The following is a 26,778-nucleotide window of genomic DNA, read 5'->3' as shown; positions in this document are numbered from 1 at the left end:
TCCGAAGGGCGTGAGCGACCGGAATCCGAAGGGCGTGAGCGACCGGAAGAGCGCCGGCGTGGGCACCAGTTCCTCGCTGACCGGGGTGGATCTGCATCTGACCCTCGGCAACAACCAGGTGCTGCGCGGCGTCGACATTCACGTCGAGGCCGGTCACACCACCACGGTCATCGGCCCGTCCGGTTCGGGAAAATCCACCCTGCTGCGGGTGCTGAACCGCCTGCACGAACCCGATTCCGGTGATGTGCTGATCGACGGGGTGTCGGTGCTGGGCGAGAATCCGGATCGGCTGCGGCAGCGCATCGGGATGGTCTTTCAGCATTTCAATTTGTTCCCGCACAAGACGGTGGCGGAGAACGTGGCCCTGGGACCGCGGAAATTGCGCGGCCTGAGCAAGGAGGCGGCGCGGGCGCTGGCGTTGGAGCAACTCGAGGCGGTCGGGTTGGCGGCGCGCGCCGATACCCGCCCGGCGAATCTGTCCGGTGGTCAGCAGCAGCGCGTCGCCATCGCCCGCGCGCTGGCGATGAAGCCGGAATTGATGCTGTTCGACGAGGCGACCTCGGCTCTGGACCCGGAGTTGGTCAAGGGTGTGCTCGCGCTGATGGCGGATCTGGCTTCCGGCGGTATGACGATGATCGTGGTGACCCACGAAATGGGTTTCGCCCGTTCGGTTTCCGACAGTGTGGTGTTCATGGACCAGGGCAAGGTGGTGGAGTCGGGGTCTCCGGACCGCCTCTTCGACGATCCGGAAACCCCACGCCTGCAACAGTTTCTGTCCCAGATCCTCTAACTGCCCGAACTGCTGCCGCTGAACGGCATATTGGCGAACTGCGCGAAATTGCCCTGCGCCCCGCTGTAGACGTTGAGGTCGGTGTTGCCCGCGATACCGGGCACACTGCCGGAATCGGTGGTCTGCCAGAACGTCCACGCCGGCCAGCCGCCGGGCACCTCGGGCTGGGCGTTACCGCGGTAGTCGGCGATCCACAGCGGATATTGGTGGAACTGGTCGGAATCGGCCATCGCCGTCTGCCAGAACCGCGGGTAGGTGTAGATGATCGGCACGCGGCCGGTCAACGCCTGCACCGTGGTCAGGTAGCGATGGGTCCAGTCGATCAGCGCCGCCGGGGGCAATCCGCCGGAATTCTCCATATCGAGCACCGGCGGCAGGTCCAGCGGGCCGTTCTGGCCGAGGACGACCGCGGCGTAGAGGGCGGCCTGCGGTTCCGGCGGCAGATCCGGATGGGCGTAGTGATAGGTGCCGCGCGCCACCCCGGCCGCGCGCATGAGCAGGCTGTCGGGGACGAAATAGGGATTGACGTAGTTCAGCCCCTCGGTGGCCTTCACCATGGCGAAGTTGTGCCCGGAGGCGCGGACCGCGAACCAATCGATCAGACGGCCGTCGATGTGCTGCCAGGACGACACATCCGGCCCGGTGGGTCCGGCGGAGGCGATACCGGTTGCCGAGAATATGCCGGCAACGGCGAGCAGCGGCAGGGCTGCGGTGAAGCGACGGACTTTCGGACGAGCCACGGTGCGTCGATACATGGCTACGAGAGTAAGCAGCCGAGGCGGTTGTGACCAGTGTTTACGTGTGACTCATCCGAGCCAGTCGAGGACCGCGGCCGCCGTCCACGACTGCTGCATGCTCCCCAGTGGGTCTCCGGTGAAGGGGTCGTAGTACTCCGCGAAGCTGCCGTCGCCCGCCTGCCGCAAACCTTCCGCACGCAGCATGAAGGACCGTTCGGCCCAGCCGCGGCGGGCGAAGACCCAGGAGAACAGCCAGCTCATCACCGGCCACACCGGTCCGCGCCAGTATTCGCGCGGGCGGAAATCCTTCGACACCGGCGAGGTCGAGGGCGGCAGCGCGTAGCGCAGATCGGGGTGCCCGCAGAAGCGCGGTCCCTCGAACAGCCGCAGCAGGCTGCGTTCGGTGGCGCGTGGCAGTCCACCGCACAGCAGCGGTGCGAACATGGCCAGCGTCTCGGTGCCGATCCACTCGTCGGCGCGCAGGTCGAAGTCGCGTGCGGCGCCGGAGCGCGGGTCGGCGGTGGCGATCACGCCGGCGCGGAAATAGTCGGCCCACTCGTAGAGCTCGCGCACGTCGGCGTGCGGCATGCGGTAGTCCTCCCCGATTCCGGCCAGCACCTCACAGGCCAGCGCGAAGACGGCGGTGACGAAGACATCCTCCACAGCGAAACTCATCGTCGAGGCGAGCTGAAAATCGTCGTATCCACAACGGCGCATTTGTTCCACAAGCCACAGGTAGCGGTCGTATTCGCGATCGGAGGGACGCTGCGCCGGGTCGACCACGTCGATATCGGCTCGCCGGTACGGCGGCAGATCGCCGACCACCACGTTGGCGTAGGCGCGATCCCATCGCGGCGAATTGTCCATTCCGGATTCCCAGCCGTGATACAGCGTGATCCGGCCGTGCTGTTTGGGGTCACGGGCATGAGCCAGCCAGCGATGCCAGCGCATCAGATCGACCCAGCGCCGATCCAGGAATTCCGCGGCCACCGCCCGGGTGGTGCGGCCGTGGCGCCGGGAGTGGTCGAGGATGCGCTGAACCGCGATCGCGTGCACCGGCGGCTGGGTGATGCCCGACGTATCGGGACCGGCGGGAGCGTTCGTGGCCAGCCGGCGGCACTCCCACCGGCTCGGTCCCGGGAAATAGCCGTCCACCCCGTTGGCGAACACGATGTGCGGGATCATCCCGTTGCGCCACTGCGCCGACAGCAGGGTGTCGAGTTCGACCACGGCCCGCTCCACACTCAGCGGCGCCAGGCCGACCGCGACGAAGGCGGCGTCCCAGCTCCACATGTGGGGATAGAGCTTCGGGGCCGCGCTGGTCATGGTCCCCAGATCGTTGCCGCGGAGCAGATAGGAGGCCCGGGCAGCCAGTTGGGTGGGGGTGAAGCCGGGACCGTTCATTTCCCTATTCTGCGACGTCACCTTCAGATATGCGCGCCGCCCGGGCGTCGCGTGCCGCACACCGGCCGCTGCTGGGGCATGGTCCGGCCCGGTCACCTGTTCGGCAGTGTCCACCCTCATCGCCTCGTTCGTCGTCCCGCGCGGTGTTCGTCCCCCGACCGCCGCTGTGGCCGGTCGCTCGAATCTGGATTACACCCATCGGCCGGGGCTCGCCACCGGTGGACGACAGATGTCCGCTCGCGGCGGTGTGATTGTCCGGGACGTGCCTCCCCGGTGCGTAGCGCCGCGACAGTGCCGGTGCGTAGCGCCTTGACAGTGCCGTGCGTAGCGCCGCGACAGTGCCGGTGCGTAGCGCCGCGATGCCCGGGGCGGGTGGGGGTCTACGGTGAGCACATGGCCGCAACTTCGGAATCCTCTGCCGCACAGGATGTGCCGACCGCCTTGATCACCGGCGCCGGCCGGGGCCTGGGGGCCGCGATCGCGCGGGAGCTGGCGGGAACGCACCGGCTGCTGCTGGGCGCGCGCTCTGCGGAATCGCTGGCGGCGATCCGGACGGAACTTCCCGATGCCGAACCGTGGCCGGTCGATCTGACCGATTACGCCGCGCTGCCCGCCGCCACGGCGTCGATCGAGCGTCTGGACGTACTGGTGCACAACGCGGGTGTCGCCGAACTCGGATCGATCGCCGAATCCTCGGTCGAGCAGTGGCGAAACACCTTGGAAGCCAATCTGATCGCCGTCGCCGAGCTGACCCGGCTGCTACTGCCCGCGCTGCGCGCCGCGAACGGGCATGTGGTGCTGATCAATTCGGGCGCCGGCCTGCGCGCCAACCCGGGCTGGGGTGTGTACGCCGCGAGCAAGTTCGGGCTGCGCGCCTTCGGTGACGCGCTGCGGCTGGAGGAACCGAACCTGCGCGTCACCTCCGTCCATCCGGGGCGCATCGACACCGACATGCAGCGCGCGATCGTCGCCTCCGAGGAGCGGGATTACCACCCCGGCGAATTCCTCACCGCGGCGACCGTCGCCCGTGCCGTCCGCAATGCCGTCGAGACGCCCCGCGACGCACACCCGACCGAGATCGTGCTGCGTCCGATCGCCCGCTGAATCGGCGCTGCCGGATCGGCGCCGCCGACGCAGGGTGGATCGGCCCCGCCGGCGCAGGGTGGATCGGCCCCGCCGGCGCAGGGGCCGACGCGCCGGAACGACGGGCGCGCGAGTGGCGATGGCGCCGAGGGTGCGGTAGCTTAGGGCAGAAATGACCTCCTACCAGGGGCGACACCGTGATGGGTGACGCGCGGCCGAACCGGCGGCAGCTGCTCACGCTGCTCGCCGCGGGCACGGCGGCCGCCTTGACCGGCTGCACAACGGCCCACAGCGCGACCGGGGACAGGGCGAAACCCGCCGTTGCACCGGTCATTTCGCCTCCGGCGCCTCCGCCCCCGCTGCTACCGCCTCCGCCCACCGGGCCGAAGGCCGTGGTGCCCGCGGGCACGATGACCGCACTGCCGGGCGTCGGCGCGAATCTCGCGCTCACCGTGGACGACGGAGCGAGCCCCGAGGTGGTCGGGGCGTATATCCGGTTCGCGCGCGATACCGGTGCCCGCTTCACCTTCTTCGTGACCGCCGTCTACGACTCGTGGACCGTGCACCGGGACGCGCTGCGTCCCCTGGTGGATTCGGGGCAGATCCAGCTGGGCAACCACACCTGGGACCATCCGGCGCTCACCAAGATCTCCGGCAGCGCCGTCGCCGACCAGCTCCGGCGCACGAAAACGTTCCTGCACAACACCTTCGGCGTGGACGGCACGCCCTACTATCGCCCGCCCTACGGGTACCACAACGCCGCGGTGGACCGGGTCGCGGCCGATCTCGGATATACGGTTCCGACGCTGTGGTTCGGCTCGCTGTCGGATTCCTCGATCGTCACCGAGGACTTCCTGATGCAGATGGCCGCGAAGTATTTCAATCCGCAGGCGATCGTCATCGGCCATGCCAACCATCCGGCCGTCACGCATTGCTACGGCCGGTTGGTCGACATCATCCGCGAGCGCCGCCTCTCGATGGTCACCCTCGACGACGTGCTGTCGCCACCGCGCTGAATTCCCAGCCCCTGAAAAGGGCAGCGTGGAAACGGATTACGCGACGACGTTCACCAGCTTCCCGGGCACGACGATGACCTTGCGCGGGGTCTTGCCGGCCAGGAATTCCAGCAGCTTCTCGTCGGCGAGCGCCGCCGTCTCCACCGTCTTCGCATCGGCATCCGCCGGTACGCTGACCCGGCTGCGGACCTTGCCGTTGACCTGGATCGGATATTCGACCGAATCCTCCACCAGCAGCGCGGGATCCGCGATCGGGAAGGGACCGTGCGCCAGCGCCGTGCTGTGGCCCAGGCGTTCCCACAGTTCTTCGGCGATATGCGGGGCCATCGGGGCCAGCATCAGCACCAGCGGTTCCACCACGGTGCGCGGTGCGCCCTGCGGGTACTGCTTGGTGAGGTGATTGGTCAGCTCGATCAGCTTGGCGCCGGCGGTGTTGTCGCGCAGGGCGGCGTAGTCGGCATCGACACCGTCGATCGTCTTGTGCAGCAGGCGAAGTGTGGCATCGGCCGGCTCGGCGTCGGTGACGCGTGCGGCCCCGGACTCCTCGTCGACCACCAGGCGCCACACCCGCTGCAGGAAGCGGTGCGCGCCGACGACATCCTTGGTCGCCCAGGGACGCGAGGTGTCCAGCGGGCCCATCGACATCTCGTACAACCGGAAGGTGTCCGCGCCGTACAGATCGCACATCTCGTCGGGGGAGATGGCGTTCTTCAGCGATTTGCCGATCTTGCCGTACTCCTGGAAGACCTCGATCTCCACGCCGGAGGTGTTCGTCCAGAAGAACTTGCCGTCCCGCTCGACCACCTCGGCGGCCGGAATGTAGGTTCCGCGCTCGTCGGTGTAGGCGAAGGCCTGGATGTAGCCCTGGTTGAACAGCCGCCGGTACGGCTCCGGGCCCGACACCTCGTCCAGGTCGAACAGCACCTTCTGCCAGAATCGCGCGTACAGCAGATGCAGCACCGCGTGTTCCACGCCGCCGACGTACAGATCCACGCCGCCGGGATCGTTCGCGCCGTGTTCGGCCGGGCGCGGGCCCAGCCAGTAGCGCTCGTTCTCCGGCGCGCAGAACGCCTCCGAATTGGTCGGGTCGGTGTAGCGCAGCTGGTACCAGGAGCTACCCGCCCACTGCGGCATCACATTGGTGTCGCGGCGGTAGAGCTTCGGCCCGTCGCCCAGATCCAGTTCGACGTTCACCCAATCGGTGGCCTTGGCCAGCGGCGGCGACGGTTCGGAATCGGCGTCGTCGGGATCGAAGGTGACCGGCGCGAAGTCGCGCACCTCCGGAAGTTCCACGGGCAGCATGGATTCCGGCAGCGGATGCGCCGCGCCCTGCTCGTCGTAGACGATCGGGAACGGCTCACCCCAGTAGCGCTGGCGGGCGAACAGCCAGTCGCGCAGTTTGTACTGGATGGTGCCCTTGCCGTGGCCGTCGCGCTCCAGGCGCTCGACGACGGTGGCCTTGGCGGTCTCGACGTCCAGCCCGTTCAGGTAGTCGGAGTTCACCAGCAGGCCGTCGCCCGAGTACGCGGACTCCGAGATGTCGCCTCCGGCAATCACTTCCACGATCGGCAGGCCGAACGCTCGCGCGAACTCCCAGTCGCGCTGGTCGTGTCCGGGCACCGCCATGATCGCGCCGGTGCCGTAGCCCGACAGCACGTAGTCGGCGATGAAGATCGGCAGCTGCGCCCCGTTGACCGGGTTGGTGGCGTAGGCGCCCAGGAAGACGCCGGTCTTCTCCTTGTTCTCCTGCCGCTCCAGATCGGACTTGGCGGCGATCGACTTGCGGTAGGCGGCAACGGCTTCGGCCGGCGTGGCGGCGTCGAAGGACCACCGCGCGTCGACGTCGGCGGGCCACTGTGCCGCGGCCAGCCGGTCCACCAGCTCGTGTTCGGGAGCCAGTACCACGTAGCTCGCCCCGAACAGCGTGTCGGGCCGGGTGGTGAAGACCTCGATGTTCTCGCCGTTCGCGCCGAACGAGACCTCGGCGCCGCGCGAACGCCCGATCCAGTTGCGCTGCATGGCCTTCACGTTGTCCGGCCAGTCCAGCAGGTCCAGATCGTCGACCAGGCGGTCGGAGTAGGCGGTGATGCGCATCATCCACTGCCGCAGGCGTTTCCGGAACACCGGGAAGTTGCCGCGCTCACTGCGACCGTCGGCGGTGACTTCTTCGTTGGCCAGCACCGTACCCAGACCCGGGCACCAGTTGACGATCGAATCCGATTGGTAGACCAGGCGATACGAGTCCAGAATCTCGCCCTGTTCGGCGGGGGACAATTCGGCCCACGCGCGACCGTCCGGGGTGGGGCGCTCGCCGGCGGCGAAGGCGGCCACCAGTTCCGCGATCGGGCGGGCCTTGTTCGCCGAGGTGTCGTACCAGGCGTTGTAGATGCGCAGGAAGATCCACTGCGTCCACTTGTAGAACTCGGGGTCGGTGGTGGCGAACGAGCGGCGCCGGTCGTGACCCAGGCCCAGCCGGTCCAGCTGGCGCTGCATGGTGGCGATATTGGATTCGGTGGTCACCCGCGGATGCGCGCCGGTCTGCACCGCGTACTGCTCGGCGGGCAGGCCGAAGGCGTCGTAGCCCAGCGCGTGCAGCACGTTGCGACCGTGCATGCGGTGATAGCGCGCGAACACATCGGTGGCGATATAGCCCAGCGGATGGCCGACGTGCAGGCCCGCACCCGACGGATACGGGAACATGTCCTGGATGAACAGCTTGTCGGCCGGGGTCTCGCCGGCCAGCGGGCCGACCGGATTCGGCGCGTGGAAGGTGCCGCGCTCCGCCCACACCCGCTGCCACTTGCTCTCCAGGGCGCCGGCCAGTTCGGCGTTGTAGCGGTGCGCGGGCACATCGGTTCCGGGAAGCGTGGGCAGGCTGCTTTCGGGCCCGTCACCCCGGCCGGTCGATGCGCCGGCTGTATCGGTTGCACGAGTGTCCTGCACGGTCCTGCCTTCTTGTCGCCGAGTTCCCCTGGTGAACGTCTGTGGACAACGTCGTCACTCAGGGTAGAGCCTGCGCACGTCAGCACCCAAAAAGGGGTGAGCCGGGCGTTCGTGGCGGCGGCGAGCCCCGCGGGCGCCACGTTTTGATACCGGAGTACCGTATTCCGGGTGTTCGTGGTCGCGCTCCTCCTGTTTCTGCCGGCGGCCGTGGCCGTGGTCACGGGCGTGCTCGGGCTGACCGGCACCCTGCCACCCAATCGGTTCTTCGGTGTCCACACCGACGAGGCCCTGCGCACCGAAGAGGCGTATCGCGTGGCCAACCGCGTCGCCGGGCCGACTTCGGTCGGTGCGGGTCTGCTGCTCGCCGCCGCCGGTGCGATCGCGCTGGTCGCGACCGTATGGGTGGGTTTGGCCGCCGCCGCGGTGGCGTTGGTCGTGGCGCTGTTCACCCTGGGCGCCGGCGTGAACGCGGCGAACGAGGCCATCGCGGGCCTCGCTCCGGCCGAGGTCGGTGGCTGCGGCAGCTCCTGCGGCGCGTGCTCACTGCGCGACGCCTGCCAGCCCGCCAAGTGATCCGCCCGCCGTCCGGTACGACGGCGCCGCTCACGGTCGGCTTCGACCTCGATATGACGTTGATCGACTCCCGGCCCGGCATCCGCGCCTGCTATCGGGAATTGTCGCGCCGCACCGGCACGCCGATCGACAGCGATCTGGTCGTTACTCGCCTCGGGCCGCCGCTGGAACACGAGCTGGCCAACTGGTTCCCCGCCGAGCGCGTCCCGGCCGTCGCCGATCTGTATCGGGAGATGTATCCGGAATACGCGATCACCGGCACCGTGGAACTGCCCGGCGCCCGCGCGGCGGCTGCGGCGGTCCGGGCGCTGGGTGGCCGGGTGATCGTGGTCACCGGCAAATACGAACCGAACGCGAAACTGCACCTGACCCACCTCGACATCCCGGCCGACGCGGTGATCGGCGACCTGTGGGCCGAGCAGAAGGCCCAGGCGCTGCGCGACCACGAGGCGAGCGTGTACGTGGGCGACCATGTCGGCGATATGCGCGGTGCCCGCACCGCCTCGGCCTATGCGGTCGGGGTGACCACCGGTCCGTGCGACGCGGCCGAGCTGCGGGCCGCCGGTGCCGATGTCGTCCTGCGGGACCTCACCGAATTCCCCGGCCTGCTGCCCGACCTCGTGAGCTGACTCCGGCCGGCGCCTACCGCCGGTCCGTGTCGCACTCCGGTGCGCCGATCGAACGGGACAGCGGACTGCCGGCCGGAAGGACGTAGAACACGGTGAGCCGCAAGGGTTTTCGCGTACGGTTGCGGGCCGTGTGGGCGTGGGCGGCGCCGGCCGGCTCGCGGAATATCCGGCCCGGGCGATAGGTGACCGGTACGCAGTCGGTTCCGGGGTGGTGCAGGGTGCTGCCGGTGACCAGGACGAACAGGGTGCCGTCGTGATAGTGCCAGCCACTGTCACCGCCCGGTTCGATGATCGTCTGCCGGAGCAGGAAATCCCGCCCCGCGCACCGGAACCGCAGCAGCACCCGGCTGCGGGTGCCCACGGCCGGCGGTGGATTGGGCTGGAAACGTCCGGAAACGGGCATATCCCGATGATGCCGGACCGGTGCGGATCAGCCGCGCGGCGCGTACATGATGACCGCGACGCCGAGCAGGCACACCGCCGCACCCGCCACATCCCATCGGTCGGGACGAAATCCGTCGAACGCGACGCCCCACAGCAGCGATCCCGCGACGAAGACGCCGCCGTACGCGGCCAGGATGCGCCCGAAATGAGCGTCCGGTTGCAGCGTCGCGACGAATCCGTACAGCCCCAGCGCGATCACCCCCGCGCCCATCCACGCCCACCCACGGTGTTCCCGCACCCCCTGCCACACCAACCACGCCCCGCCGATCTCGGCGAGGGCGGCCAGGACGAAGAGCAGGATCGAGCGCACCACGGTCACGAGGCCGAGCCTATGCCCCCGGCGCCGCGGCGCTAATGCCCCGGGCGCCGCGGCGCTAATGCCCCGGCGCCGCGGCCTAGACGATGCCCAACGCCAGCATCGCGTCGGCGACCTGGGTGAAACCGGCGATGTTCGCACCGGCCACGTAATCGCCCGGGGTGCCGTACTCCTCGGCGGTCTCGAGGCAGCGGTCGTGGATGCCGCGCATGATCGTCTCGAGGCGTTGCTCGGTGTGTTCGAAGGTCCACGAATCGCGGGAAGCGTTCTGCTGCATCTCGAGTGCGCTGGTGGCCACGCCACCGGCATTGGCGGCCTTGCCCGGTGCGAAGGTCACGCCCGCGTCGATCAGCAGCCGGAAGGCCTCGGGGGTGCAGGGCATGTTGGCGCCCTCGGCGACGATGGCGCAGCCGTTCTCGATCAGCAGGCGGGCGTCGCTGCCGTTGAGTTCGTTCTGCGTCGCACACGGCAGCGCGATATCGCACGGCACCGCCCAGATCGAGCCGGAATCCACGAAATACGCCGAGCCGCGGGCGATATCGGGATATTCGTGGATGCGGCCGCGGCGGTCGTGCTTGATCTCCTTGAGCAGTTCGAGGTCGATCCCCTTGTCGTCGACGATGTAGCCCGAGGAGTCGGAACAGGCGACGACGGTGCCGCCCAGCTGGTGCACCTTCTCCACGGCGTAGATCGCGACATTGCCCGAGCCGGAGATCACCACGCGTTTGCCCTCGAAGCTGTCGCCGCGCCGGTCGAGAATCTGCTCGGTGAAGAAGACGGTGCCGTATCCGGTCGCCTCGGGGCGCACCTGCGAGCCGCCCCAGCTCAGCCCCTTACCGGTGAGCACCCCGGATTCGTAGCGGTTGGTGATGCGTTTGTACTGGCCGAACAGGTAGCCGATCTCACGCCCGCCGACGCCGATGTCACCGGCCGGCACGTCGGTGTATTCGCCGATGTGCCGATACAGCTCGGTCATGAAGGATTGGCAGAAGCGCATCACCTCCGCGTCCGACCGCCCCTTGGGGTCGAAATCCGAGCCGCCCTTGCCGCCGCCGATCGGCATTCCGGTGAGCGAGTTCTTGAAGATCTGCTCGAAGCCGAGGAATTTCACGATGCCCAGATAGACCGACGGATGGAATCGCAGGCCGCCTTTGTAGGGCCCGAGCGCCGAATTGAACTCCACCCGGAAACCGCGATTGATCTGCACCGTCCCGCTGTCGTCGACCCAGGGTACGCGGAAGATGATCTGCCGCTCCGGTTCGCACAACCGCCGGATCACGGCCGCGTCGACGTACTGGGGGTGTTTGGCGACGACCGGTCCCAGGCTGTCCAGTACTTCCCGAACGGCCTGGTGGAACTCCGATTCGCCGGGGTTGCGCTGCAGTACCTCGGTATAGATGTCCTGCAGCTTCTCGTCCAGGGCGGCCATGGACGCACTCCTTCCGGTCGTCGACTGCGCCGACGGCCCGAGCCGGATGGTGTCCGGCCCGGGCCGCTCGGCCTCGGTCCTACGTTCTCACGCGCGGACGATGCGGTTTCGACCGGTATGTCCGTTAATCACTGGGTGATAGCTCAGTTGGTCTTGCGGCGGAACAGCGAGCGTGACCACAGGTAGCCGACCACCGCGAAACCGACGCACCAGGCCACCGCCGCGATGCCGTTACCGCCGATGGCCGTGCCCATGAGGAGTCCGCGCAGCGTTTCGGTCAGCGGTGTGAAGGGCTGGTACTCGGCGAATTGCCGGACACCGGCGGGCATGGTGTCGGTGGGGGCCAGGCCGCTGCCGAGGAAGGGTAGGAAGATCAGCGGAGTGGGGGTGTTGCTCGCGCCCTCCGGCGTTTTCGCGGCCAGCCCGAAACCTACTCCGAGCCAGGCCAATCCGAAGATCACCAGGATGATGAGACCGAAGGCGGCCAGCCACTCCACGATCGTGGCATCGGGCCGGAAGCCGATCAGCACCGCGACCGCGACCATCAGCCCGACGCCGAGCACGCCTTGGGTCACGGTCCCGGCCACCTGGCCGGTGAGGATCGAGGAATGTGCCATGGGCATGGTCCGGAACCGGTTCACGATGCCCTTGGTCATATCCGAGGCGACGGCCACCGCGACGCCGACCACCAGATAGGCCGGGATGATGAGCATCATGCCGGGAACCAGATAATCGATGTAGCTGCCACCGGTGGCCTTCTCCAGCGCGCCGCCGAAGATGTAGTTGAACATCAGCAGCATCACCAGCGGCATGATGAACATGCTGATCGTCATGCCGGGATATCGCTTGGCGTGCAACAGATTCCGGCGCAACATGGTGCGGGAGTCGGCGAGGGTGTACGTGGTCATCGTGCGGTTTCCTTCTCGGGTGCGGTGTGGCCGGTGAGGGTGAGGAAGACGTCGTCGAGATCGGGGGTGTGCACCGAGAGGCTCTCGGGCTCGATGTGCGCGCGGCCGAGCCGGTCCAGGACGTCGCGCAGGGATGCGACGCCGCCGTCGCTGGGCACCGCCAGCGTCGAGTCCGTGGTCGTTCCGCCGAGTAGTCCGGCGGCGCTGCGCAGTTGTTCGTCGTCGCCGAAGGTCAGGCGGATATGTCCGCCCGGCACAAGGCGTTTCAGCTGTTCGGGCGTGCCCTCGGCGACGATCCGGCCGTGGTCGAGCACCGCGATCCGGTGCGCGAGTTGGTCGGCCTCCTCCAGGTACTGGGTGGTGAGGAAGATGGTGACGCCGTCGGCGACCAGCTCGCGGATGATGTCCCACATGCCGCGCCGGCTGCGTGGATCCAGGCCCACCGTGGGTTCGTCGAGGAAGATGATGCGCGGTTCGCCGACCAGCGTCATCGCCAGGTCGAGCCGGCGCGTCATACCGCCGGAGTAGCTTCCGGCGACCTTGTCGGCGGCGTCGCGCAGGTCGAAGCGGGCCAGCAGGTCCTCGGCGATGCGCCGGCCCTCGCTGCGCGGCAGATGGTGCAGATCCGCCATCAGCAGCAGGTTCTCGCGGCCGGTGAGCAGTTCGTCGACCGCCGAGAACTGGCCGGTGACGCCGATGGCGGTGCGGACGGCATCGGGTTCGGCGACCGGATCGTGGCCGCCGACGCGCAGACTGCCGTCGTCGGGCCGGGTCAGGGTGGCGAGGATGTGGACGGTGGTGGTCTTGCCCGCGCCGTTGGGACCGAGGAGCGCGAAGATCCTGCCCTCGGGCACGGTGAGGTCGATACCGTCGAGCACCACGTGGTCGGCGAACGATTTGCGCAGGCCGGTGACCGAGATGGCCGGTGAACTCATGGTCGTCCTTTCATAATAAGATAGCGATGAATGCATGCGTCGACCGAGCCGTGTCCGCGGGTTTTCCGGCGGACAAGGTGGGTCGATATCGAATTGTCTTGCGGCCGAGGCGGAGTCGGCCCTAGCGGCAGATCAGATGTCGAGATCCTCGATCTGCGGATGCGCGGTCAGATCGCTGATGCGGTCGTACAGCTTGTCGGGAACCCTTCCTTTCAGGTCGGCCGGAGAGTCGTAGATGTCCATGGTGAATTCCCCCCAGTCCGGATCCGTGACGCCGAGCATCCGCCGCCAATTGGTCAGATCCTTCAGCCAGTTCGTGTCGGTGGGGTACTCGGTCCATTCGGAACGCTGCCGGTGCAGCACGTATTTGCCCTTGCGCGATCGGAATACGCGGATCCGCTCGAAACGAGCGTCGCTCATATCGCTCGACTCGGTGAGCAGTGCCCCGGAGAACCGCACCTGCCGGGCGCCGTTGTGGCCGACCCGCAGGACGATCTCGTCGAATCCCTGCAGCCGCCCCTCCTCCAGTTCGATGTACCGGCGCAGTGCCGTCACGATCGCACCCGACAGATTGCCGCCGACCAGCTCCTGGGCGCGCTGGAACAGGGGGAGATCCTCATCGGAGACGTACACGGTCTTGTTCGGCATGGCCCAACTATACGTAGATGTATACGTAGACACAAGAGCGCCTTTTCCCGATGGCATGCGGCTGCGGTGAACCGGCCGGGGGCGTGCTTCGTATCCCCGCTGAGTGCGTTCGGTCCGGCAGCGCGGCCGGCTTCGGACCGCCCCACGGGAAGGAGCGGCGATGCCGACACGAGTGGTCGACTATCTGGTGCAGGCCGTATCGGACATGGGCGTGCGACACATCTTCGGTGTGGACGGCGCCAATATCGAAGATCTCTACGACGCGGCCTACGACGCCGCGGACCGGATCACCGCGGTGGTGGCCAAACACGAATTCGCCGCCGCCACCATGGCCGACGGATATGCCCGCGCCACCGCGGGTTTCGGCGTGGTCTGCGCTACCTCCGGGGGCGGTGCGATGAATCTGATTGCCGGACTGGCGGAGTCGCACGCCTCGCGGATTCCGGTGCTCGCGCTGGTGGGGCAGGCGCCGACCGATCTGGAAGGGAGAGGCGCGTTCCAGGATTCCAGTGGACGAGCCGGAACCTTCGACGCCGCCGAGCTTTTCGACACGATCTCCCTGTATTGCGCACGGGTGGAGACGCCCGCTTCGTTACCGGCGCATCTGTCCCGCGCCGTCGCGGCCGCACGGGCGGGCGGTCCGGCGGTCCTGCTGCTGCCGAAGGATGTGCAGCAGGCCGAACTCGACGCCGGTCCGTTCGTCGCGCCGCGTCCCGTGCACGGGCGAGACGACGCCGGTATCGAACGGCTCCTGGAGGGGCTGCGCGCGGCCCGGGTGGTCGGCAAGGTCGTGATCATCGCCGGCGCGCAGGTCGCTCGCGACGATGCTCGTGACGAACTGCGTGATCTGGCAGCGGTTCTCGACGCCGGGGTCGGGGTCGCGCCGGACGCCAAGGATGTGTACGACTGCACCGAACACGGCTTCCTCGGGGTCGCCGGAAGTATGGGCCATACGGAACTGGCCGATGCCCTGCGCGGCTGCGCGCTGTGCCTGCTGGTCGGCACCCGGATGCCGGTCACCGCCCGCGCCGGTCTGGAATCGGTACTCGGCGCGTCGACGGCGTCGGTCGGCGGCGAGCCGCCCTACCTCCCCGCGGTTCACGCGACCAGTACCGATCTGGCCGCCACCCTCCGCGAGCTGACCTCGGCGCTGACGACCGGCGCGGGCCGGGTGCACCGGGTGGAACCGCGGCGGCCGCGCCGGGCACCGGATCCACTACCGGTGCCACCGGCGGACGGGCCGGGGCTGCGGTACCGCGACATCGTCGAAACACTCAACGCCACCGTGCATTCCGATACCGATGTCTTCGCCGACGCCGGCAATACCGGCGCCTCGGTGGTCCATCACCTGCGCCCGCCGCGCGACGGCCGCTTCGTCGTCGCCCTCGGCATGGGCGGCATGGGCTACGCCTTCGGCGCTGCTATCGGCTCCTGTTTCGCCCGCCGGCACCGTGACGACGGTACCGAGCGCCGCACCGTGGTCGTGGCCGGGGACGGTGCCTTCTACATGCACGGCATGGAAATTCACACCGCCATCCAGTACGGGCTGCCGGTGACCTTCGTCGTCCTCGACAATTCCGCACACGGCATGTGCGTGACCCGTGAGCAATTGTTCTACGGAGATCGCTACAGCTTCAACAGATTCCACAAGGCGCATCTGGGAGCCGGAATGGCGGCGATGTTCCCGGATCTGCCCGCCTTCTCGCCGGCGACGCCGGCCGAGCTCACGACAGTGCTGTCGTACTGCCTGGAAACGCCTGGGCCCTCGTTCGTTTCGATCGACTGCGATCCGGACGAGATACCGCCGTTCATCCCCTTCCTGTCCGCATCGAGGAGGAATCCGTGACCACCAGCACCGCACCCGCACTCAGCGATATTCCCGACCACCCGCATCGGGTCATGCCCGGATTGTTGCGTATCGAGAATTCCGATCGCGAGACGACCACTCCGATCATCATGGATATGCTGCGCTCGGTCTATCCCCACGACCAGGTCTTCGGGCAGTTCTGCCCGGTGCAGGACTACATCGCCGCACCGCCGCGCGAATTGTACGAATACCTCTCGCACACCCAGAGTTTGGAGGAATGGACCTACAGCCTGCGCGGCTTCACCGAAACCGCCACCCCGGGGCTGTGGGAATCCTACGACCGGCTGGGCAAGGACACCCGGATCTTCACTCGCACCGAGGCCAACCCGGATGCGATGACCGTGGACTACCACTGTGCGTGGGACCAGGGTGAACACCTGTGGATGATCTATCTGATGCGCGTCGTCGACGCCCAGGTGGTGTTGAACAAGCCCGGTTCGGTGGTGCTGTGGACCAATTGCCGCCACCCGTTCTACGACGCGAATCCCTATCCCGACAAGGCCCCGGAGGGCCGCAAGGTCTGGGTCGGCGATTTCTGGGAGATGTTCTCCGCCGGACACCGGCTGGAGCTGGACAACCTGAAAGCGATCGCCGAATACCGTGCCGCGCACGGACTTCCGATCACCCCCGAGTGGATGAAGTGAGGATGCGCCGAAATGGATTTCACCGATCCCGCCCTGCGGCTCGCCCCGGTCAGTCTGGTCGATGTGGCCTGCTATCTGCCGGGTGAGCCGGTAGGTACCGAATACTTCACACAATTCTCGCGTTCGGAGCGAATGGCGAAGAACGTCATGTTCCGCGCGCCGCACGGCCGCCATCACAAGGGCCGCGACGAAACCGCCGTGGATATGGTCGAACGCGCGGTCGCGCCGTTGATCGAACGCCACGGCGCCGGCACGCTCGCCGATATCGACGTGCTGCTCACCCACACCCAGCTGCCCGACAATCCCGTCATGGGCGCCGGGCCGGAGGTGGCGCGGCGGCTGGGGATGAACCCGAAATGGGTGTTCGATGTGCACAACGGCGGCTGCGCGGCATTCATCCACATGATGATGCTGGCCCGGATGATTCTGCAGACGACCGACGCCCGCACCGCGTTGATCGCGACGACGCAGAACACCGCCGGACCGGTCTTCACGCAGACCGAGATTCGCAAACTCGCGCAGGCGCCGGTGCCGGGTGACGGCTGCGGAGTGGGTTTGCTGGTCAAGGACAACCGTGCGCCGATCCTCGACGTGGAATGCCGTACCTTTCCGGAATTCGCCGGGGATATGGATTTCTCCACCGGTTCCGAACGCAAGTACTGGGAACCCGGCGAGGGTCAGGGCTGCGTGAGTTTCACCGAATCGAAGGTGACGAAGGTCTTCGCGCGCGGCAACCGGCTGGTCCCCGAACTCGCCCTCGCGGTGTGCGACCGCATCGGGGTCAAGGGCCGCGATATCGACACCTTCGTCACCAACCAGCCGAATCGGCTGTTCCTGCGGAACTGGCACGATGCGCTGGAACTGCCCGCCGAACGCCATCCGGATTCCTTCGATCGGTGCGGAAATCTGTTCGCCGCGGGCATTCCCGTGACCCTCGATATCGAGAACCGGGCCGGCCGGTTGCGCAACGGTTCGGTGGTGCTGCTGGCGGCGTTCGCCCATGCCGGGGATTTCGCGGCCGCGGCCGCGGTGCGCTGGGGTGCGGCGTGATGGAGTTCGATCTGGCACTGAGCGAAAATCCGTTTCCGCCACTGCCTTCGGTGCTGGCGGTGGTGAACGAGGCGATTCGCGACGCCAACCGGTATCCGGAATTCCTGCCCCGGCGGCTGCCCGCGGTGATCGCCGCGCATCTGGGCGTCGATGCCGATCAGGTGGTGGTCGGGGCGGGCGCGACGGGGGTGGCGTCGCAGATCATGCAGGCGGTCGCGGGGCCGGGCCGGCGCATGGTGCTCGCGACGCCGACCTTCGACGGCTATCCGATCATGGCCGCCATGGCGGGACTGGATGTCGTTGCGGTGCCGCTGGATTCGAACGGGCGGCAGCGGCCGTCGGCGATGGCCCGCGCGGTCGACGACCGGACGGCTCTGATCGCGATCTGCCGCCCGCACAACCCGACCGGAACCGTGGTGCCCGCCGCTGAGTTGAAGGCCTTCCTGTTCGGCGTGCCGCGACATGTGCCGGTGATCCTGGACGAGGCCTATGTGGAATTTCTGGCCGATGCCGAGACCGTCGACCCGCACGAACTCATCGCCCGCTTTCCCAATCTCCTGGTGTTGCGCACCTTTTCGAAGGCGTACGGACTCGCCGGACTCCGCATCGGGTATGCCTTCGGCGCGCCGGAGCTGGTCGCGCGGGTGCGGCGGCTGCAACTGCCGTTCGGAATGCCCGACTACGCGGTGGCCGCCGTGCGCGCCTGCTATGCCGCGTCGGCCGAGCTCGCCGAACGTATCGCCGATATCACCGCCGAACGGGAGTCGCTGCGAGCGGCGTTGCGGCACAGGGGTTTAGCCGTGCCGTGCAGCCGCGGGAACTTCCTCTACCTGCCGGGGCCCGCGGTGCACGCGACGCTGGCGGGCGCGGGGATCGCGGCCAAGGGTTATCCCGACGGCAGTGCGCGGATCGCGGTCGGTGATCCGCGTGCCGATGCCGCGGTACTGCACGCCTTCGACGGCGGTGGTGAGCCGGTGCCGCGCCGGCGCCCGCCGTCCGGGCAGGCCGCCGGAGATCGGTGCACCGGCTATCCGGTGGGGGTCGGTAGGTAAATTTTCTAGCGGCGCTAGACAAGCTAGTCATCTCCATCTACTGTTGCATTAGAAGCTAGCAACGCTAGATGATGACTAGGAGTCCTCCCATGCTGACCACATCCGCCCAGGTGCTCGCCGTGCTGGCCGTTCTCACCAACGCCATCGTCTACGGCACCGATGTCGCCGCCGCCCTCATCTTCCGGCCCGTCTACGCCAAACTCGACGACGCGACGATGACCGTCTCGGCCGGATGGGGGCACTACTACGGCGACCGGCGGATGCCGTTCGCCGGTGCGGGCGGTGTGATCAGCACCGTCCTCGCCGTCCTGGTCGCGGCCGTCGCGGGAGCCACCGGCGCCGCGGTGGCGGCCGGGATCGCGTTGCTGGCGCTGCTGTCCTGGCTCGGCCTCTACGCGCGGATCGCCAAGCCGATCAACACCGCGCAGACCCGGGCGGCGATGACCGGCGTCATCCCCGCTGACGCCCGTGCGCTGCAGGACAAGTGGGAGAGCATCCTGGGCTACCGGGTCGGCCTGCAGGCGCTCGCGCTCGCCGCCCTGTGCACCACCCTCGCCCTGCTGTGAGGCCGGAAGCGGGTCGGAGCATCGCGCCGCCGGCCCGCACGGGCTGCCCCGAGACCGGTGCGTTCAGCGGTAGCCGTACTTGTGCCAGTTCGACAGCACCCGCTGCTGGATCTCGGCGGGCCAGCCGTTCTCGAAGCTGCCCTTGACCGGGCGCCTGCCGCCGGGATAGAGATCGGCGAGCAGACAGTTGTAGACGACCTTGCCGGCCTTGAAGCTGTGTGCCTCTTCCTCGGACAGATAGACCGCCAATTGATCGGATATCGCAGGTGGATAATGGAATTCGCCGCGATCGACATCGGGATGCGAGCGGGTGGCGAAGGCCCAGACCACCTCGTCGAGGGCGGTGATGTCGACATCGTCCTCGACCACCAGGATCTTCGGCGCGTTGACCGAGGTCTTCCCGGTGAAGATCACTCCCGCGATCCGATCGATCAATTCGTGTGAGGCCAGTCCGGTGCTCTCGTGCCAGTCCTGGCGTACCGCCAGTGTCAGCCAGTGCACGGCGGCCTCGAAGTTGTACCACGCCGAGGAGACCGGTAATCCGTTCTCCCGCAGCAGATACAGGATCTCCGCCGCGCTCGTGGTGCCGATGATCGTGTGATCCTCCTCGACCGGCGGACCTGCCGCCACGGTCGGCTGAATGGCGCCGTCGCGGTAGGTGATCGCGGAGACGTGGAACACCTGCTTCGGCGTCGCCTCGGTGGCGTTGTACCCCGGAAACTCGTTGAACGGGCCTTCCAGCACCGTCTCGTCCAGCGAAATATGGCCCTCGATCACGATTTCCGCGGTGGCGGGAACCATCAGATCGACCGTTTCCGCCGGGACGACCTTGATCCCCTCGCCGAACAGCGCTCCCAGATAATGGCTTTCGTCGGCGCCCTCGGGCAGCGGCATGCCGCCGACCCACGGCAGCGCCGGTTCGACGCCGATGGCGAGCGCGATCGGCATCGGGGCGCCGATCTCGGTCCATTTCGACCGGATGATGCCCAGATGCTGCGGCGCCGGAATCAGGCAGGCCAGCGTGTTGCGGTCGGCGATCATCATGCGGTTGATCGACCAGTTCGTCCAGGAACCGTCCGGGGTGCGCACGATATTCATGCCGTAGGTCTGGATGTAGCGGCCACCGTCGTTACCATGCAATTTCGGTGTGGGAAAGGCGAACAGATCGATGTCGTCGCCCAGCATCACATTCTCCTTGCACGGGGCCTGTGCGCGCTCGACCACGACCGGCTCGATCCCCGGCTTGCTCCGCGCACTCGCCAGCACATCGACGATCTGCTGCCCCGAGGCATCGGCGGGCAGACCGAGCGCGAGCGCGATGCGGGCGAGCGGATGCCGCGGCCCCGACAGCGCACCCGGTGCGCCGAGTACGCGGAATCCGGTGTCGCGGTAGCCGGTGATATCGGTGAAAAGTGGTGCGGGAGCGCGGAGATCATAGGAGCGCCGGATGATCGCGCCGATTTCCAGATCCCAGTCGACCTCGGTGTCGATGCGCTGAATTTCCCCGATCCGTTCCAGTTCGGCGATGAACTCCCGCAGGCTCTCGAGGTGTTTGAGCGGCGTATTCGATTGATTCACAATCGTTTCCCCATACTGTCATTCGCCCCAGCGGGGCATATCCGGTACATCGATGCCCAGCAGATCCAACGCTCGGGCGACGGTATGGTCGACGAGTTCATCGATACTGCCTGGGCGCAGATAGAAGGCGGGCACCGGTGGCATCACGATCCCGCCCATTTCGGTCACCGCCGTCATCGCCCGCAGATGCCCTAGCGTCAGCGGTGTCTCGCGCACCAGCAGGACCAAGCGGCGGCGTTCCTTCAACGTCACATCGGCGGCGCGGGTCAGCAGATTGTCGCCGTTGCTGTAGGCGATGGCCGACAGGGTGCGAATCGAGGACGGCGCCACCAGCATTCCCGCGGTTCGAAACGATCCGGAAGCGATGGCGGCGCCGATATCGGACGGCCGGTACACCACATCCGCCATCGCCGCGAGATCCTTGGCGCTCAATTCCGTTTCGTATTGCCGCGTCTGCTGTCCGGCCGGCGTGACCACCAGATGGGTCTGCACCCCGGCCTTGCGCGCGAATTCGAGCGCCCGCACGCCGTAGGCGATTCCGGTGGCTCCACTGATCCCGACGACCAGCCGCGTGGGCTGCTCGTCCACTCCTTGTGACACCGCCTCAGCCTCATCGGAGACGCCGTGTGACGGTAGGTCCGAACGTGCCGGTCACCGGACCGAAGGCGTCAGCTTCGCGCCGGCGACACGCCGACGGCCACTTATCATGGTCGGGTGGACAAGTCCGTACCTGCCTATAATGCGGTAATTGTCCGTTGTGTACTGAAAACCGCGGCGGACGGACTCGATATTCACGCGCTGTTGCGCGAATCCGGGGTTCCCGACAGCGTTTTGACGAGCGAATACGGCATGGTCACCAGCAGCGCCTATTTGCGCCTGTGGGAACGCGCCGAATTCCGGCAACCCGCCCCGGACAGCGGATTGCGCATCAGTACGACCTACCACCTCGGTAAGCACGGCATTTTCGATTATCTGTTCAGTACCGCGGCGACCGTCGGCGCGGGCCTGGACACCGTCCGCCGCGCCGGCATCGCGATGGCGACCAATCACCGCTACACGGTGCGCACCGACGAACTGCGGGGCGAACAGACCCTCGCGCTGGAACTGGTGGAAGGCGACGGCCGCGGCGCCGAGTTGACCGTGCAGGCCTCTTTCGCCAGCACCGTGGCCCGCATCCGGCACGGAAGCGGCCGACCGGTCTCACCGTCGCGAATCACCCTGCGGCAGAAGCCGCCCCGATCGCACCGGAGCTTCGCCGAAGCGTTCGGGACCGACCGCATCGACTTCGACGCACCGGCCGACACCCTGACCCTGCGCACGGCCGATCTGAACCTGCCGCTGCCGACCGCGGATCCCGCCCTGGCGCAGATCGTCGAGCGCTACGCCACGATGATGGCGACACCGCTGCTGTGCGAGCCGACCTGGCCGGATCGAGTGCAGCGCACACTGGCCCACGCCTTGGCCGAACGGGACGCGACCCTCGAGGCGGTGGCCCGCCGGCTCGCCGTGAGCCCGCGGACACTGCAGCGCCGACTGGCGGAATCCGGTACGACCTGGCGGCGGGAACTCGATCTGGCGCGGCGGTCCGTCGCCGGCACCGTCGCCGAGACGACGACCCAATCCGCACTGGCGTATCGGCTCGGATATTCGGACGCGCGGGCATTGCGGCGGGCCGCGCGGCGGTGGAAATCCGATATCGCCGGCGAAACCGCGATGGAGGGCGATCTCGATTCCCGGCGAACCGGATGAGGGCGGTCGCTCACACCGTTCCGCGCAGGAACACCTGATTCGTTGTGGTGGAACGGATTTCGACCGATCGGATCTGATCCGGCGGGGCCGATGTGATGCCGTCCGCGGTCACCGTCTGCCCGGGATGGGCCGTCCACTGCGCCACCATCGACTGCGTGCCGTCGGTGTGCACCACCCACAGGGCGCCGTCCCAGGTGTAATCCGTATCCGAGGGCGCGTAGTTGCACGACATGTTCACCCGCGTGCCGGAACGCAGTTGCGTCAGCGTGAAATTCGCGGTGATGGGCGACGGGATCACCTGATCCATCTGCCGCTCCGTCACCACCTGCTCGGCGGTGGGCGGATTGTTGTGCTCGGTGTGCGCGACGGTTATCGGGATGGTGATGGCGACCGCGGCCGCGGCGGCGGCCACCGCACCGGCGAGAGCGAGCCACGGACCGCTGCGGCTGCGCTTGCGCTCACGCGCGGCGGCCAGGGAAGCGGGGGCTTCCCCCGGCTCGGTGCGCCCGGCTTCCGGGGGTGTTTCGCGGACCGCCGGCGTCTCCGCGGCCCGGTCCGGCTCGGCTGTCCCGGATTCGGCGGCCGGGCCGGTGGCCGGATGCGATTCGAAGGGCAGCATCCCGGCGCCGTCGGTGGTCGCCTCGCTCGCGCGCACCCGGTTCAGCAGGGCGTCGAAGCCGGCGTCGCCGAAACTGCCGGCATGGTCGGCGGCGGTCTCGTCGTCGAGCAGCGAGAGCGCGACGTCGTCGGGTACGTGGCTGAGCAGTCCCGGCAGGCCCGACAGGTCCGCGACGGCGAGCCGGCATTCGTCGCAGTCGGCCAGATGCGCCTCGTATTCGAGCCGCTGGTCGCGGTCGAGGGCGCCGAGCAGATACGGTGCATCCCAGGTCGCGTAGTCGTCGTGTGACGCGGTGTCGGCCGTCATTTCGTCACCCCCATCTCCTGTAGGGCCGAACGCAACGCTCGCATCCCGTAGTGCATCCGGGATTTGACGGTGCCCTCGGGTATCGCCAATTCGTTCGCTATCTGCTGTGTCGACAATCCGCGATAGTAGGCCCGCACGATCACCTCCCGGTGATCGGAGCTCAGCCGAGCCAGCGCGTCGGTGATCACCCAACTGTCCACTGCGCGTTCCGCCTCATCCGGAGCCGTTTGTTCGGGCGGTGTGTCGGTGCCGTACTCGCGCCGATGCCGCGCACTGCGGAATTCGTCGACGGCGAGATGCCGGGCCACGGTGAACAGCCACGCCCGCGCCGACGCCGTCGACTGGTCGAGGACCTGCGGCCGCTGCCACGCCCGCAACAGCGTCTCCTGCACGATGTCCTCGGCGCGCCCGGCATCGCAGACCAGGCTGTAGGTGAATCGCCACAGCGTCGGTGCGTGCTCGTCGTAGAGGACCCGCAACAACTGCGCCCGGGAGGGCGCCGCGTCGACGGGGGGGATCGCGGAGTCAGACATCGGCGCCGACCGGGCGTATCCGCCGCCTCGGTCGAGGCGAGCGTCGGGGGACCACACTCCGTGGATACGTAATCAATTGCGTTCTAGTTCGATGGGGTGTGTCGCCAGGAGCGACAGCGGCAGCGGCTGCCGGCGCAACACGTGCGCCCACAGATCGGTGCGTCGCGCCAGCGGATCCGACGGCAACGCCGACAACACGATCCAGTCCCCGCGTTCCAGTTCGCCTTCCAGCTGACCGAAGGTCCACCCGGCGTAGCCGGCGAAGATGCGGATGCCCTCGACCAACGGTGCGATCAAATCGGGATCGGAGTCCAGATCGAGCAGCGCCACGCGACCGTCCACGCGGCGCAGCCCGCGGATGCCGTCGATCGAGGCACCGACGCGGACCGTGGTCAGGCACAGTGCCGAATCGCGCTTCACCGGCCCGCCCACATACAGGGTGCGGGGTCCGGCCGCGAGATCGGCCCAGCGTGGCAGCACATCCTGCACCGCGGTTTCGCTCGGGCGGTTCAGGACGACACCGAGACTGCCCGCATCGTTGTGTTCGACGATGTAGATCACGGTGCGCCGGAAAGTGGGCTCGACCAGCTCCGTTGCCGAGACCAGCAAGGTGCCGGGCCGCACCGCCTGTTCCTCGTACCGGGATTCGCGTCTCGGGCGGTCGCCGTGTTCCTCTGCGCGTGCCACGGTAGTCATCATCGCACCGTCGCGGGGCGCGCGCTGTGTTTAGTGGCGCGTGATTCGCGGTTCGATTCCGCAGCGGCCGCCTCGGCGCGCCGCCGGCTACTGCGGCAGGCCGAATCGCTCGCGCGCCCATTGCGGCACCATCGCCAGATATCGCGGCCGGGATTCGACGAAATGATGGACCATCGGACACAGCGGCAGAATGCCGAAGCCCTGTTCCACGGTCCGGTCGAGCGCGCCCTGCACCAGCAGGCGGCCGTAACCCAGGCCCTCGTACTGCGGGTAGATCTCGGTGTGCACGAAGGCGCGCTCGGAGGCGGTGTCCTGATACGCGGCCACCCCGGCATGCTGTCCGTCGACCCACAGTTCGAACCGGTCGAACTGTGGGTTGTCTCGAATCTCGGTGTTCTGCTGCGCAGCCTGCGTCATCCGCTGAGCCTAGAACGTGCCGCTCACCGCGGGCGTGCGACTCCGCCGACAACCTTCCCCGTGTCGGGCGTGGTTCGAGTTGTCGCACCCGGCGCGGGTGGCGACAATGCAGGGGCTCGAGTGGTCGGATGCTCGATGCGACGACGGCCGTCGACCGGCCGGACGGGGAGACGGCGCGGATGGGACGACGGGGACTACCTGTGGCGGCGCGATCGGCCACCGTTGCGGTGCTGACGGCGGTGCTCGCGGCGCTGGCACCGGCGAGCGCGCATGCCGAACCGGGGTTCGGGACGTGCCCGGCCGGTTCCGTCGGCGAGAGGACCCCGGTCCGCTGTGCGTCGATCTCGGTGCCGATGGACTACTCCGCGCCGGACGACGCGCGAATCGATGTGACCGTCAGCCGGATTCGCGCGAGCGGGCAGCGATATGGGACCCTCTTCGCCAATCCGGGCGGGCCCGGTGCGGACGCCCTCGACTACTGGGGCGCCCGGCTGTCCCAGCTGCCGAAGGACCTGGTCGAGCACTACGACCTGGTGGCCGTGCAGCCACGCGGTCTGCGCTGGTCGACGCCACTGACCTGCGGGGCCGAGATCGCACAGGATGCCGACCACGAGCGCGAACCGCTCCGGAAGGCGTGTGACACCGCCCAGCCCGGCTATCTGCGGACCATCACCACCGAGACCACGGCCCGCGATATGGACGCGGTGCGCGCGGCGCTGGGCGTGGACCGCATCGATTTCCTCGGCATCTCCTACGGGACCTATCTGGGTGCGGTCTACGCCTCGCTGTTCCCCCAGCGTGTCGACCGGATGGTGCTGGACTCCAACGTCGACCCGCACTGGGTGTGGACCGAACAGTTCGCACAACAGCAGCTCGCGGGAAAGCAGCGGCTCGACGATCTGTTCGGCTGGATCGCCCAGCACGACAACCTCTATCACCTCGGCGATTCCGCGCTGCGGGTGTACGAGACCTGGGTGCGGCTGGTCTCGGCACAGGGCGGTGGCTGGTACGCCAACCTGACTCCGCCCCCGGTGTCGGCGGCCGACCTGCCGCGCGAGCTGCCCGCACCGCTGCCCGCCCTGGCGCGCGAAGGTGTGAACGCCGGTGCCGAGGAGCTGGGCAAGGCGCAGAATCTCGTGCGCGCGTTGGCCTCCGGCGGCATGTCGGCCCAGGTGCCGTTGGTGTCGGCGACCACCGTGGCCGCCTACACCCGCGGGTTCTGGCCGAGTCTGGCGCAGGCGATGGCCGAGGCGAATACGCAGCCCGGCGATCTGCGGCGGATGCGCGCCATCGCGGGCGCGGCGACCACCGACCCGACCGGCCAGGCGGTGTTCGCCGCGATCACCTGCAATGAGAACGCGGTGCCGGCCCGGTTGGACGCCATCGGTTCGGCGGCCGCCATCGTCGCCTCCGGCGGCAACGCCCTCGACGCCCGCGCCGATCTGGTGCGCAGCGGATTGGCCTGCGCCGATCGGGATCCCGTGACCACACCGGTGCCGATCGCCGACCACGGCCTGGCCACGGCCCCGCTGGTACTGCAGAGCCGCAACGACGCGGTGACCGCCTATCCGGGCGGTCCCGCGATGGCCGCGGCTCTACGCGGGCATCTGATCACCGTCGATGGTGGCGACCACGGGACCTTCGGCCGCGGTAACGCTCCGCTCGACGACGCCGTGCTGCACTACCTGCGTACCGGCGAGGTGGGCATCGATCATGTGGATCAGGCGCCGATGCCGTGAGTCCGGCCGCCCCGCGACGGTCGCGGCTGGAGCGGCAGGCGGCTCCGGCGGATCGGGTTCCCGGCGTGCTCGGGGCACGCGCAGTACCGTGAGCGTGTTCGACTGCT

Annotated in this window: 27 protein-coding genes; 12 read left to right on the top strand and 15 right to left on the bottom strand. The window is 68.0% G+C overall.

Features of this window, described 5'->3' with window-relative positions:
* The first annotated feature begins 58 nt into the window (after window positions 1–58).
* Window positions 59–790: an amino acid ABC transporter ATP-binding protein gene (locus ON23_RS26870; protein WP_039781634.1), complete on the top strand. Its 732-nt coding sequence runs from the start codon at window positions 59–61 to the stop codon at window positions 788–790.
* Here the strand turns inward: ON23_RS26870 and ON23_RS26865 are convergent.
* Entirely contained in the window at window positions 787–1,545 is a 759-nt protein-coding gene (locus tag ON23_RS26865) for a glycoside hydrolase family 25 protein (RefSeq protein WP_036507005.1), read from the bottom strand. The genes ON23_RS26870 and ON23_RS26865 overlap by 4 nt on opposite strands.
* 51 nt (window positions 1,546–1,596) lie before the next feature.
* A complete protein-coding gene (gene ggh, locus ON23_RS26860) occupies window positions 1,597–2,931 on the bottom strand; it encodes a glucosylglycerate hydrolase (protein ID WP_036507112.1) in 1,335 nt (444 codons plus the stop codon).
* 393 nt (window positions 2,932–3,324) lie between these two features.
* Here ggh and ON23_RS26855 point away from each other — a divergent pair, with 393 nt between their 5' ends.
* Window positions 3,325–4,035 (top strand): SDR family oxidoreductase, encoded by a 711-nt coding sequence (locus ON23_RS26855; RefSeq protein ID WP_051043440.1) that lies wholly within the window; start codon window positions 3,325–3,327, stop codon window positions 4,033–4,035.
* A 179-nt stretch (window positions 4,036–4,214) separates the two neighbouring features.
* Window positions 4,215–5,030, top strand: coding sequence for a polysaccharide deacetylase family protein (locus ON23_RS26850; protein ID WP_039781598.1), 816 nt, complete (start codon window positions 4,215–4,217; stop codon window positions 5,028–5,030).
* Window positions 5,031–5,066: 36 nt separating this feature from the next.
* Here ON23_RS26850 and leuS read toward each other — a convergent pair whose 3' ends face one another.
* The gene (gene leuS, locus ON23_RS26845) at window positions 5,067–7,904 is read right to left on the bottom strand and encodes a leucine--tRNA ligase (RefSeq protein WP_039781632.1); all 2,838 of its coding nucleotides are present in this window, start codon (window positions 7,902–7,904) and stop codon (window positions 5,067–5,069) included.
* A gap of 237 nt (window positions 7,905–8,141) precedes the next feature.
* Here leuS and ON23_RS26840 point away from each other — a divergent pair, with 237 nt between their 5' ends.
* Both ON23_RS26840 and ON23_RS26835 read left to right on the top strand, forming a co-directional pair.
* Window positions 8,142–8,546 (top strand): SdpI family protein, encoded by a 405-nt coding sequence (locus ON23_RS26840; RefSeq protein ID WP_039781597.1) that lies wholly within the window; start codon window positions 8,142–8,144, stop codon window positions 8,544–8,546.
* Window positions 8,543–9,175 (top strand): HAD family hydrolase, encoded by a 633-nt coding sequence (locus tag ON23_RS26835; protein WP_276326921.1) that lies wholly within the window; start codon window positions 8,543–8,545, stop codon window positions 9,173–9,175. Before ON23_RS26840 ends, ON23_RS26835 begins: the two co-directional genes overlap by 4 nt.
* Before the next feature lie 13 nt (window positions 9,176–9,188).
* Here the strand turns inward: ON23_RS26835 and ON23_RS26830 are convergent, their stop codons facing one another.
* The 6 genes from ON23_RS26830 to ON23_RS26805 form a co-directional block, all read right to left on the bottom strand.
* Entirely contained in the window at window positions 9,189–9,578 is a 390-nt protein-coding gene (locus tag ON23_RS26830) for a cupin domain-containing protein (protein WP_039781596.1), read from the bottom strand.
* Between the two features lie 27 nt (window positions 9,579–9,605).
* Window positions 9,606–9,938 carry a YnfA family protein gene (locus tag ON23_RS26825; RefSeq protein WP_039781594.1) on the bottom strand — a complete coding sequence of 111 codons (333 nt, stop codon included), beginning with the start codon at window positions 9,936–9,938 and terminating at the stop codon, window positions 9,606–9,608.
* A 76-nt stretch (window positions 9,939–10,014) separates the two neighbouring features.
* Complete coding sequence (gene gdhA, locus ON23_RS26820) at window positions 10,015–11,364, bottom strand: NADP-specific glutamate dehydrogenase (RefSeq protein WP_039781593.1); 1,350 nt, start codon at window positions 11,362–11,364, stop codon at window positions 10,015–10,017.
* Between the two features lie 143 nt (window positions 11,365–11,507).
* Window positions 11,508–12,272 carry an ABC transporter permease gene (locus ON23_RS26815; protein WP_039781591.1) on the bottom strand — a complete coding sequence of 255 codons (765 nt, stop codon included), beginning with the start codon at window positions 12,270–12,272 and terminating at the stop codon, window positions 11,508–11,510.
* Window positions 12,269–13,207, bottom strand: a complete 939-nt coding sequence (locus tag ON23_RS26810; RefSeq protein WP_039781589.1) for a daunorubicin resistance protein DrrA family ABC transporter ATP-binding protein — start codon at window positions 13,205–13,207, stop codon at window positions 12,269–12,271. Before ON23_RS26810 ends, ON23_RS26815 begins: the two co-directional genes overlap by 4 nt.
* A 132-nt stretch (window positions 13,208–13,339) precedes the next feature.
* Window positions 13,340–13,855 (bottom strand): EXLDI protein, encoded by a 516-nt coding sequence (locus tag ON23_RS26805; RefSeq protein ID WP_039781587.1) that lies wholly within the window; start codon window positions 13,853–13,855, stop codon window positions 13,340–13,342.
* Window positions 13,856–14,015: 160 nt separating this feature from the next.
* On the opposite strand from ON23_RS26805, the gene ON23_RS26800 reads away from it, so the two are divergent.
* From ON23_RS26800 to ON23_RS26780, 5 genes are all read left to right on the top strand, one after another.
* Window positions 14,016–15,701 (top strand): thiamine pyrophosphate-binding protein, encoded by a 1,686-nt coding sequence (locus tag ON23_RS26800; protein WP_039781586.1) that lies wholly within the window; start codon window positions 14,016–14,018, stop codon window positions 15,699–15,701.
* 53 nt (window positions 15,702–15,754) lie between these two features.
* On the top strand, window positions 15,755–16,366 hold the full coding sequence (locus tag ON23_RS26795) for a hypothetical protein (RefSeq protein ID WP_051043438.1): 612 nt from the start codon (window positions 15,755–15,757) through the stop codon (window positions 16,364–16,366).
* Between the two features lie 12 nt (window positions 16,367–16,378).
* Window positions 16,379–17,416, top strand: a complete 1,038-nt coding sequence (locus tag ON23_RS26790; RefSeq protein WP_051043431.1) for a 3-oxoacyl-ACP synthase III family protein — start codon at window positions 16,379–16,381, stop codon at window positions 17,414–17,416.
* The gene (locus ON23_RS26785; RefSeq protein ID WP_051043430.1) at window positions 17,416–18,468 is read left to right on the top strand and encodes a pyridoxal phosphate-dependent aminotransferase; all 1,053 of its coding nucleotides are present in this window, start codon (window positions 17,416–17,418) and stop codon (window positions 18,466–18,468) included. Before ON23_RS26790 ends, ON23_RS26785 begins: the two co-directional genes overlap by 1 nt.
* An 89-nt stretch (window positions 18,469–18,557) precedes the next feature.
* Window positions 18,558–19,034 carry a hypothetical protein gene (locus ON23_RS26780; RefSeq protein WP_039781584.1) on the top strand — a complete coding sequence of 159 codons (477 nt, stop codon included), beginning with the start codon at window positions 18,558–18,560 and terminating at the stop codon, window positions 19,032–19,034.
* A 63-nt stretch (window positions 19,035–19,097) separates the two neighbouring features.
* Here the strand turns inward: ON23_RS26780 and ON23_RS26775 are convergent, their stop codons facing one another.
* Together ON23_RS26775 and ON23_RS26770 are read right to left on the bottom strand one after the other, a co-directional pair.
* Complete coding sequence (locus ON23_RS26775; RefSeq protein WP_051043429.1) at window positions 19,098–20,612, bottom strand: UbiD family decarboxylase; 1,515 nt, start codon at window positions 20,610–20,612, stop codon at window positions 19,098–19,100.
* 18 nt (window positions 20,613–20,630) lie between these two features.
* Window positions 20,631–21,212, bottom strand: a complete 582-nt coding sequence (locus tag ON23_RS26770; protein WP_245556123.1) for a UbiX family flavin prenyltransferase — start codon at window positions 21,210–21,212, stop codon at window positions 20,631–20,633.
* Window positions 21,213–21,326: 114 nt separating this feature from the next.
* On the opposite strand from ON23_RS26770, the gene ON23_RS26760 reads away from it, so the two are divergent.
* Window positions 21,327–22,361, top strand: a complete 1,035-nt coding sequence (locus ON23_RS26760) for an AraC family transcriptional regulator (protein ID WP_051043428.1) — start codon at window positions 21,327–21,329, stop codon at window positions 22,359–22,361.
* A 10-nt stretch (window positions 22,362–22,371) separates the two neighbouring features.
* Here the strand turns inward: ON23_RS26760 and ON23_RS36165 are convergent, their stop codons facing one another.
* The 4 genes from ON23_RS36165 to ON23_RS26740 all read right to left on the bottom strand — a co-directional run bounded on the left by ON23_RS36165 (window position 22,372) and on the right by ON23_RS26740 (window position 24,932).
* Window positions 22,372–23,286 carry an anti-sigma factor family protein gene (locus tag ON23_RS36165; RefSeq protein ID WP_051043427.1) on the bottom strand — a complete coding sequence of 305 codons (915 nt, stop codon included), beginning with the start codon at window positions 23,284–23,286 and terminating at the stop codon, window positions 22,372–22,374.
* Entirely contained in the window at window positions 23,283–23,819 is a 537-nt protein-coding gene (locus ON23_RS26750; protein WP_051043437.1) for a sigma-70 family RNA polymerase sigma factor, read from the bottom strand. Before ON23_RS26750 ends, ON23_RS36165 begins: the two co-directional genes overlap by 4 nt.
* 72 nt (window positions 23,820–23,891) lie before the next feature.
* Entirely contained in the window at window positions 23,892–24,515 is a 624-nt protein-coding gene (locus tag ON23_RS26745) for a YqgE/AlgH family protein (protein ID WP_083904254.1), read from the bottom strand.
* A gap of 87 nt (window positions 24,516–24,602) precedes the next feature.
* Complete coding sequence (locus ON23_RS26740) at window positions 24,603–24,932, bottom strand: GNAT family N-acetyltransferase (RefSeq protein ID WP_039781580.1); 330 nt, start codon at window positions 24,930–24,932, stop codon at window positions 24,603–24,605.
* 128 nt (window positions 24,933–25,060) lie between these two features.
* Here ON23_RS26740 and ON23_RS26735 point away from each other — a divergent pair, with 128 nt between their 5' ends.
* Window positions 25,061–26,671: an alpha/beta hydrolase gene (locus ON23_RS26735; protein WP_244970066.1), complete on the top strand. Its 1,611-nt coding sequence runs from the start codon at window positions 25,061–25,063 to the stop codon at window positions 26,669–26,671.
* Window positions 26,672–26,778: the final 107 nt, after the last annotated feature.

The organism is Nocardia cerradoensis NBRC 101014, from assembly GCF_000308535.1.
GTDB lineage: Bacteria > Actinomycetota > Actinomycetes > Mycobacteriales > Mycobacteriaceae > Nocardia > Nocardia cerradoensis.
The sequence above is the reverse complement of the archived record's forward strand: the minus strand, read 5'-3'. Positions and strand labels throughout refer to the sequence as shown.

Coding starts and splice junctions, on each gene's coding strand:
- ON23_RS26865 (WP_036507005.1), bottom strand. CDS start 1,545: ATGTATCGACGCACCGTGGCTCGTCCGAAAGTCCGTCGCTTCACCGCA.
- ggh (WP_036507112.1), bottom strand. CDS start 2,931: ATGAACGGTCCCGGCTTCACCCCCACCCAACTGGCTGCCCGGGCCTCC.
- ON23_RS26855 (WP_051043440.1), top strand. CDS start 3,325: ATGGCCGCAACTTCGGAATCCTCTGCCGCACAGGATGTGCCGACCGCC.
- ON23_RS26850 (WP_039781598.1), top strand. CDS start 4,215: ATGGGTGACGCGCGGCCGAACCGGCGGCAGCTGCTCACGCTGCTCGCC.
- ON23_RS26830 (WP_039781596.1), bottom strand. CDS start 9,578: ATGCCCGTTTCCGGACGTTTCCAGCCCAATCCACCGCCGGCCGTGGGC.
- gdhA (WP_039781593.1), bottom strand. CDS start 11,364: ATGGCCGCCCTGGACGAGAAGCTGCAGGACATCTATACCGAGGTACTG.
- ON23_RS26815 (WP_039781591.1), bottom strand. CDS start 12,272: ATGACCACGTACACCCTCGCCGACTCCCGCACCATGTTGCGCCGGAAT.
- ON23_RS26810 (WP_039781589.1), bottom strand. CDS start 13,207: ATGAGTTCACCGGCCATCTCGGTCACCGGCCTGCGCAAATCGTTCGCC.
- ON23_RS26805 (WP_039781587.1), bottom strand. CDS start 13,855: ATGCCGAACAAGACCGTGTACGTCTCCGATGAGGATCTCCCCCTGTTC.
- ON23_RS26800 (WP_039781586.1), top strand. CDS start 14,016: ATGCCGACACGAGTGGTCGACTATCTGGTGCAGGCCGTATCGGACATG.
- ON23_RS26795 (WP_051043438.1), top strand. CDS start 15,755: ATGCCCGGATTGTTGCGTATCGAGAATTCCGATCGCGAGACGACCACT.
- ON23_RS26790 (WP_051043431.1), top strand. CDS start 16,379: ATGGATTTCACCGATCCCGCCCTGCGGCTCGCCCCGGTCAGTCTGGTC.
- ON23_RS26785 (WP_051043430.1), top strand. CDS start 17,416: ATGGAGTTCGATCTGGCACTGAGCGAAAATCCGTTTCCGCCACTGCCT.
- ON23_RS26780 (WP_039781584.1), top strand. CDS start 18,558: ATGCTGACCACATCCGCCCAGGTGCTCGCCGTGCTGGCCGTTCTCACC.
- ON23_RS36165 (WP_051043427.1), bottom strand. CDS start 23,286: ATGACGGCCGACACCGCGTCACACGACGACTACGCGACCTGGGATGCA.
- ON23_RS26750 (WP_051043437.1), bottom strand. CDS start 23,819: ATGTCTGACTCCGCGATCCCCCCCGTCGACGCGGCGCCCTCCCGGGCG.
- ON23_RS26745 (WP_083904254.1), bottom strand. CDS start 24,515: ATGACTACCGTGGCACGCGCAGAGGAACACGGCGACCGCCCGAGACGC.
- ON23_RS26740 (WP_039781580.1), bottom strand. CDS start 24,932: ATGACGCAGGCTGCGCAGCAGAACACCGAGATTCGAGACAACCCACAG.
- ON23_RS26735 (WP_244970066.1), top strand. CDS start 25,061: ATGCTCGATGCGACGACGGCCGTCGACCGGCCGGACGGGGAGACGGCG.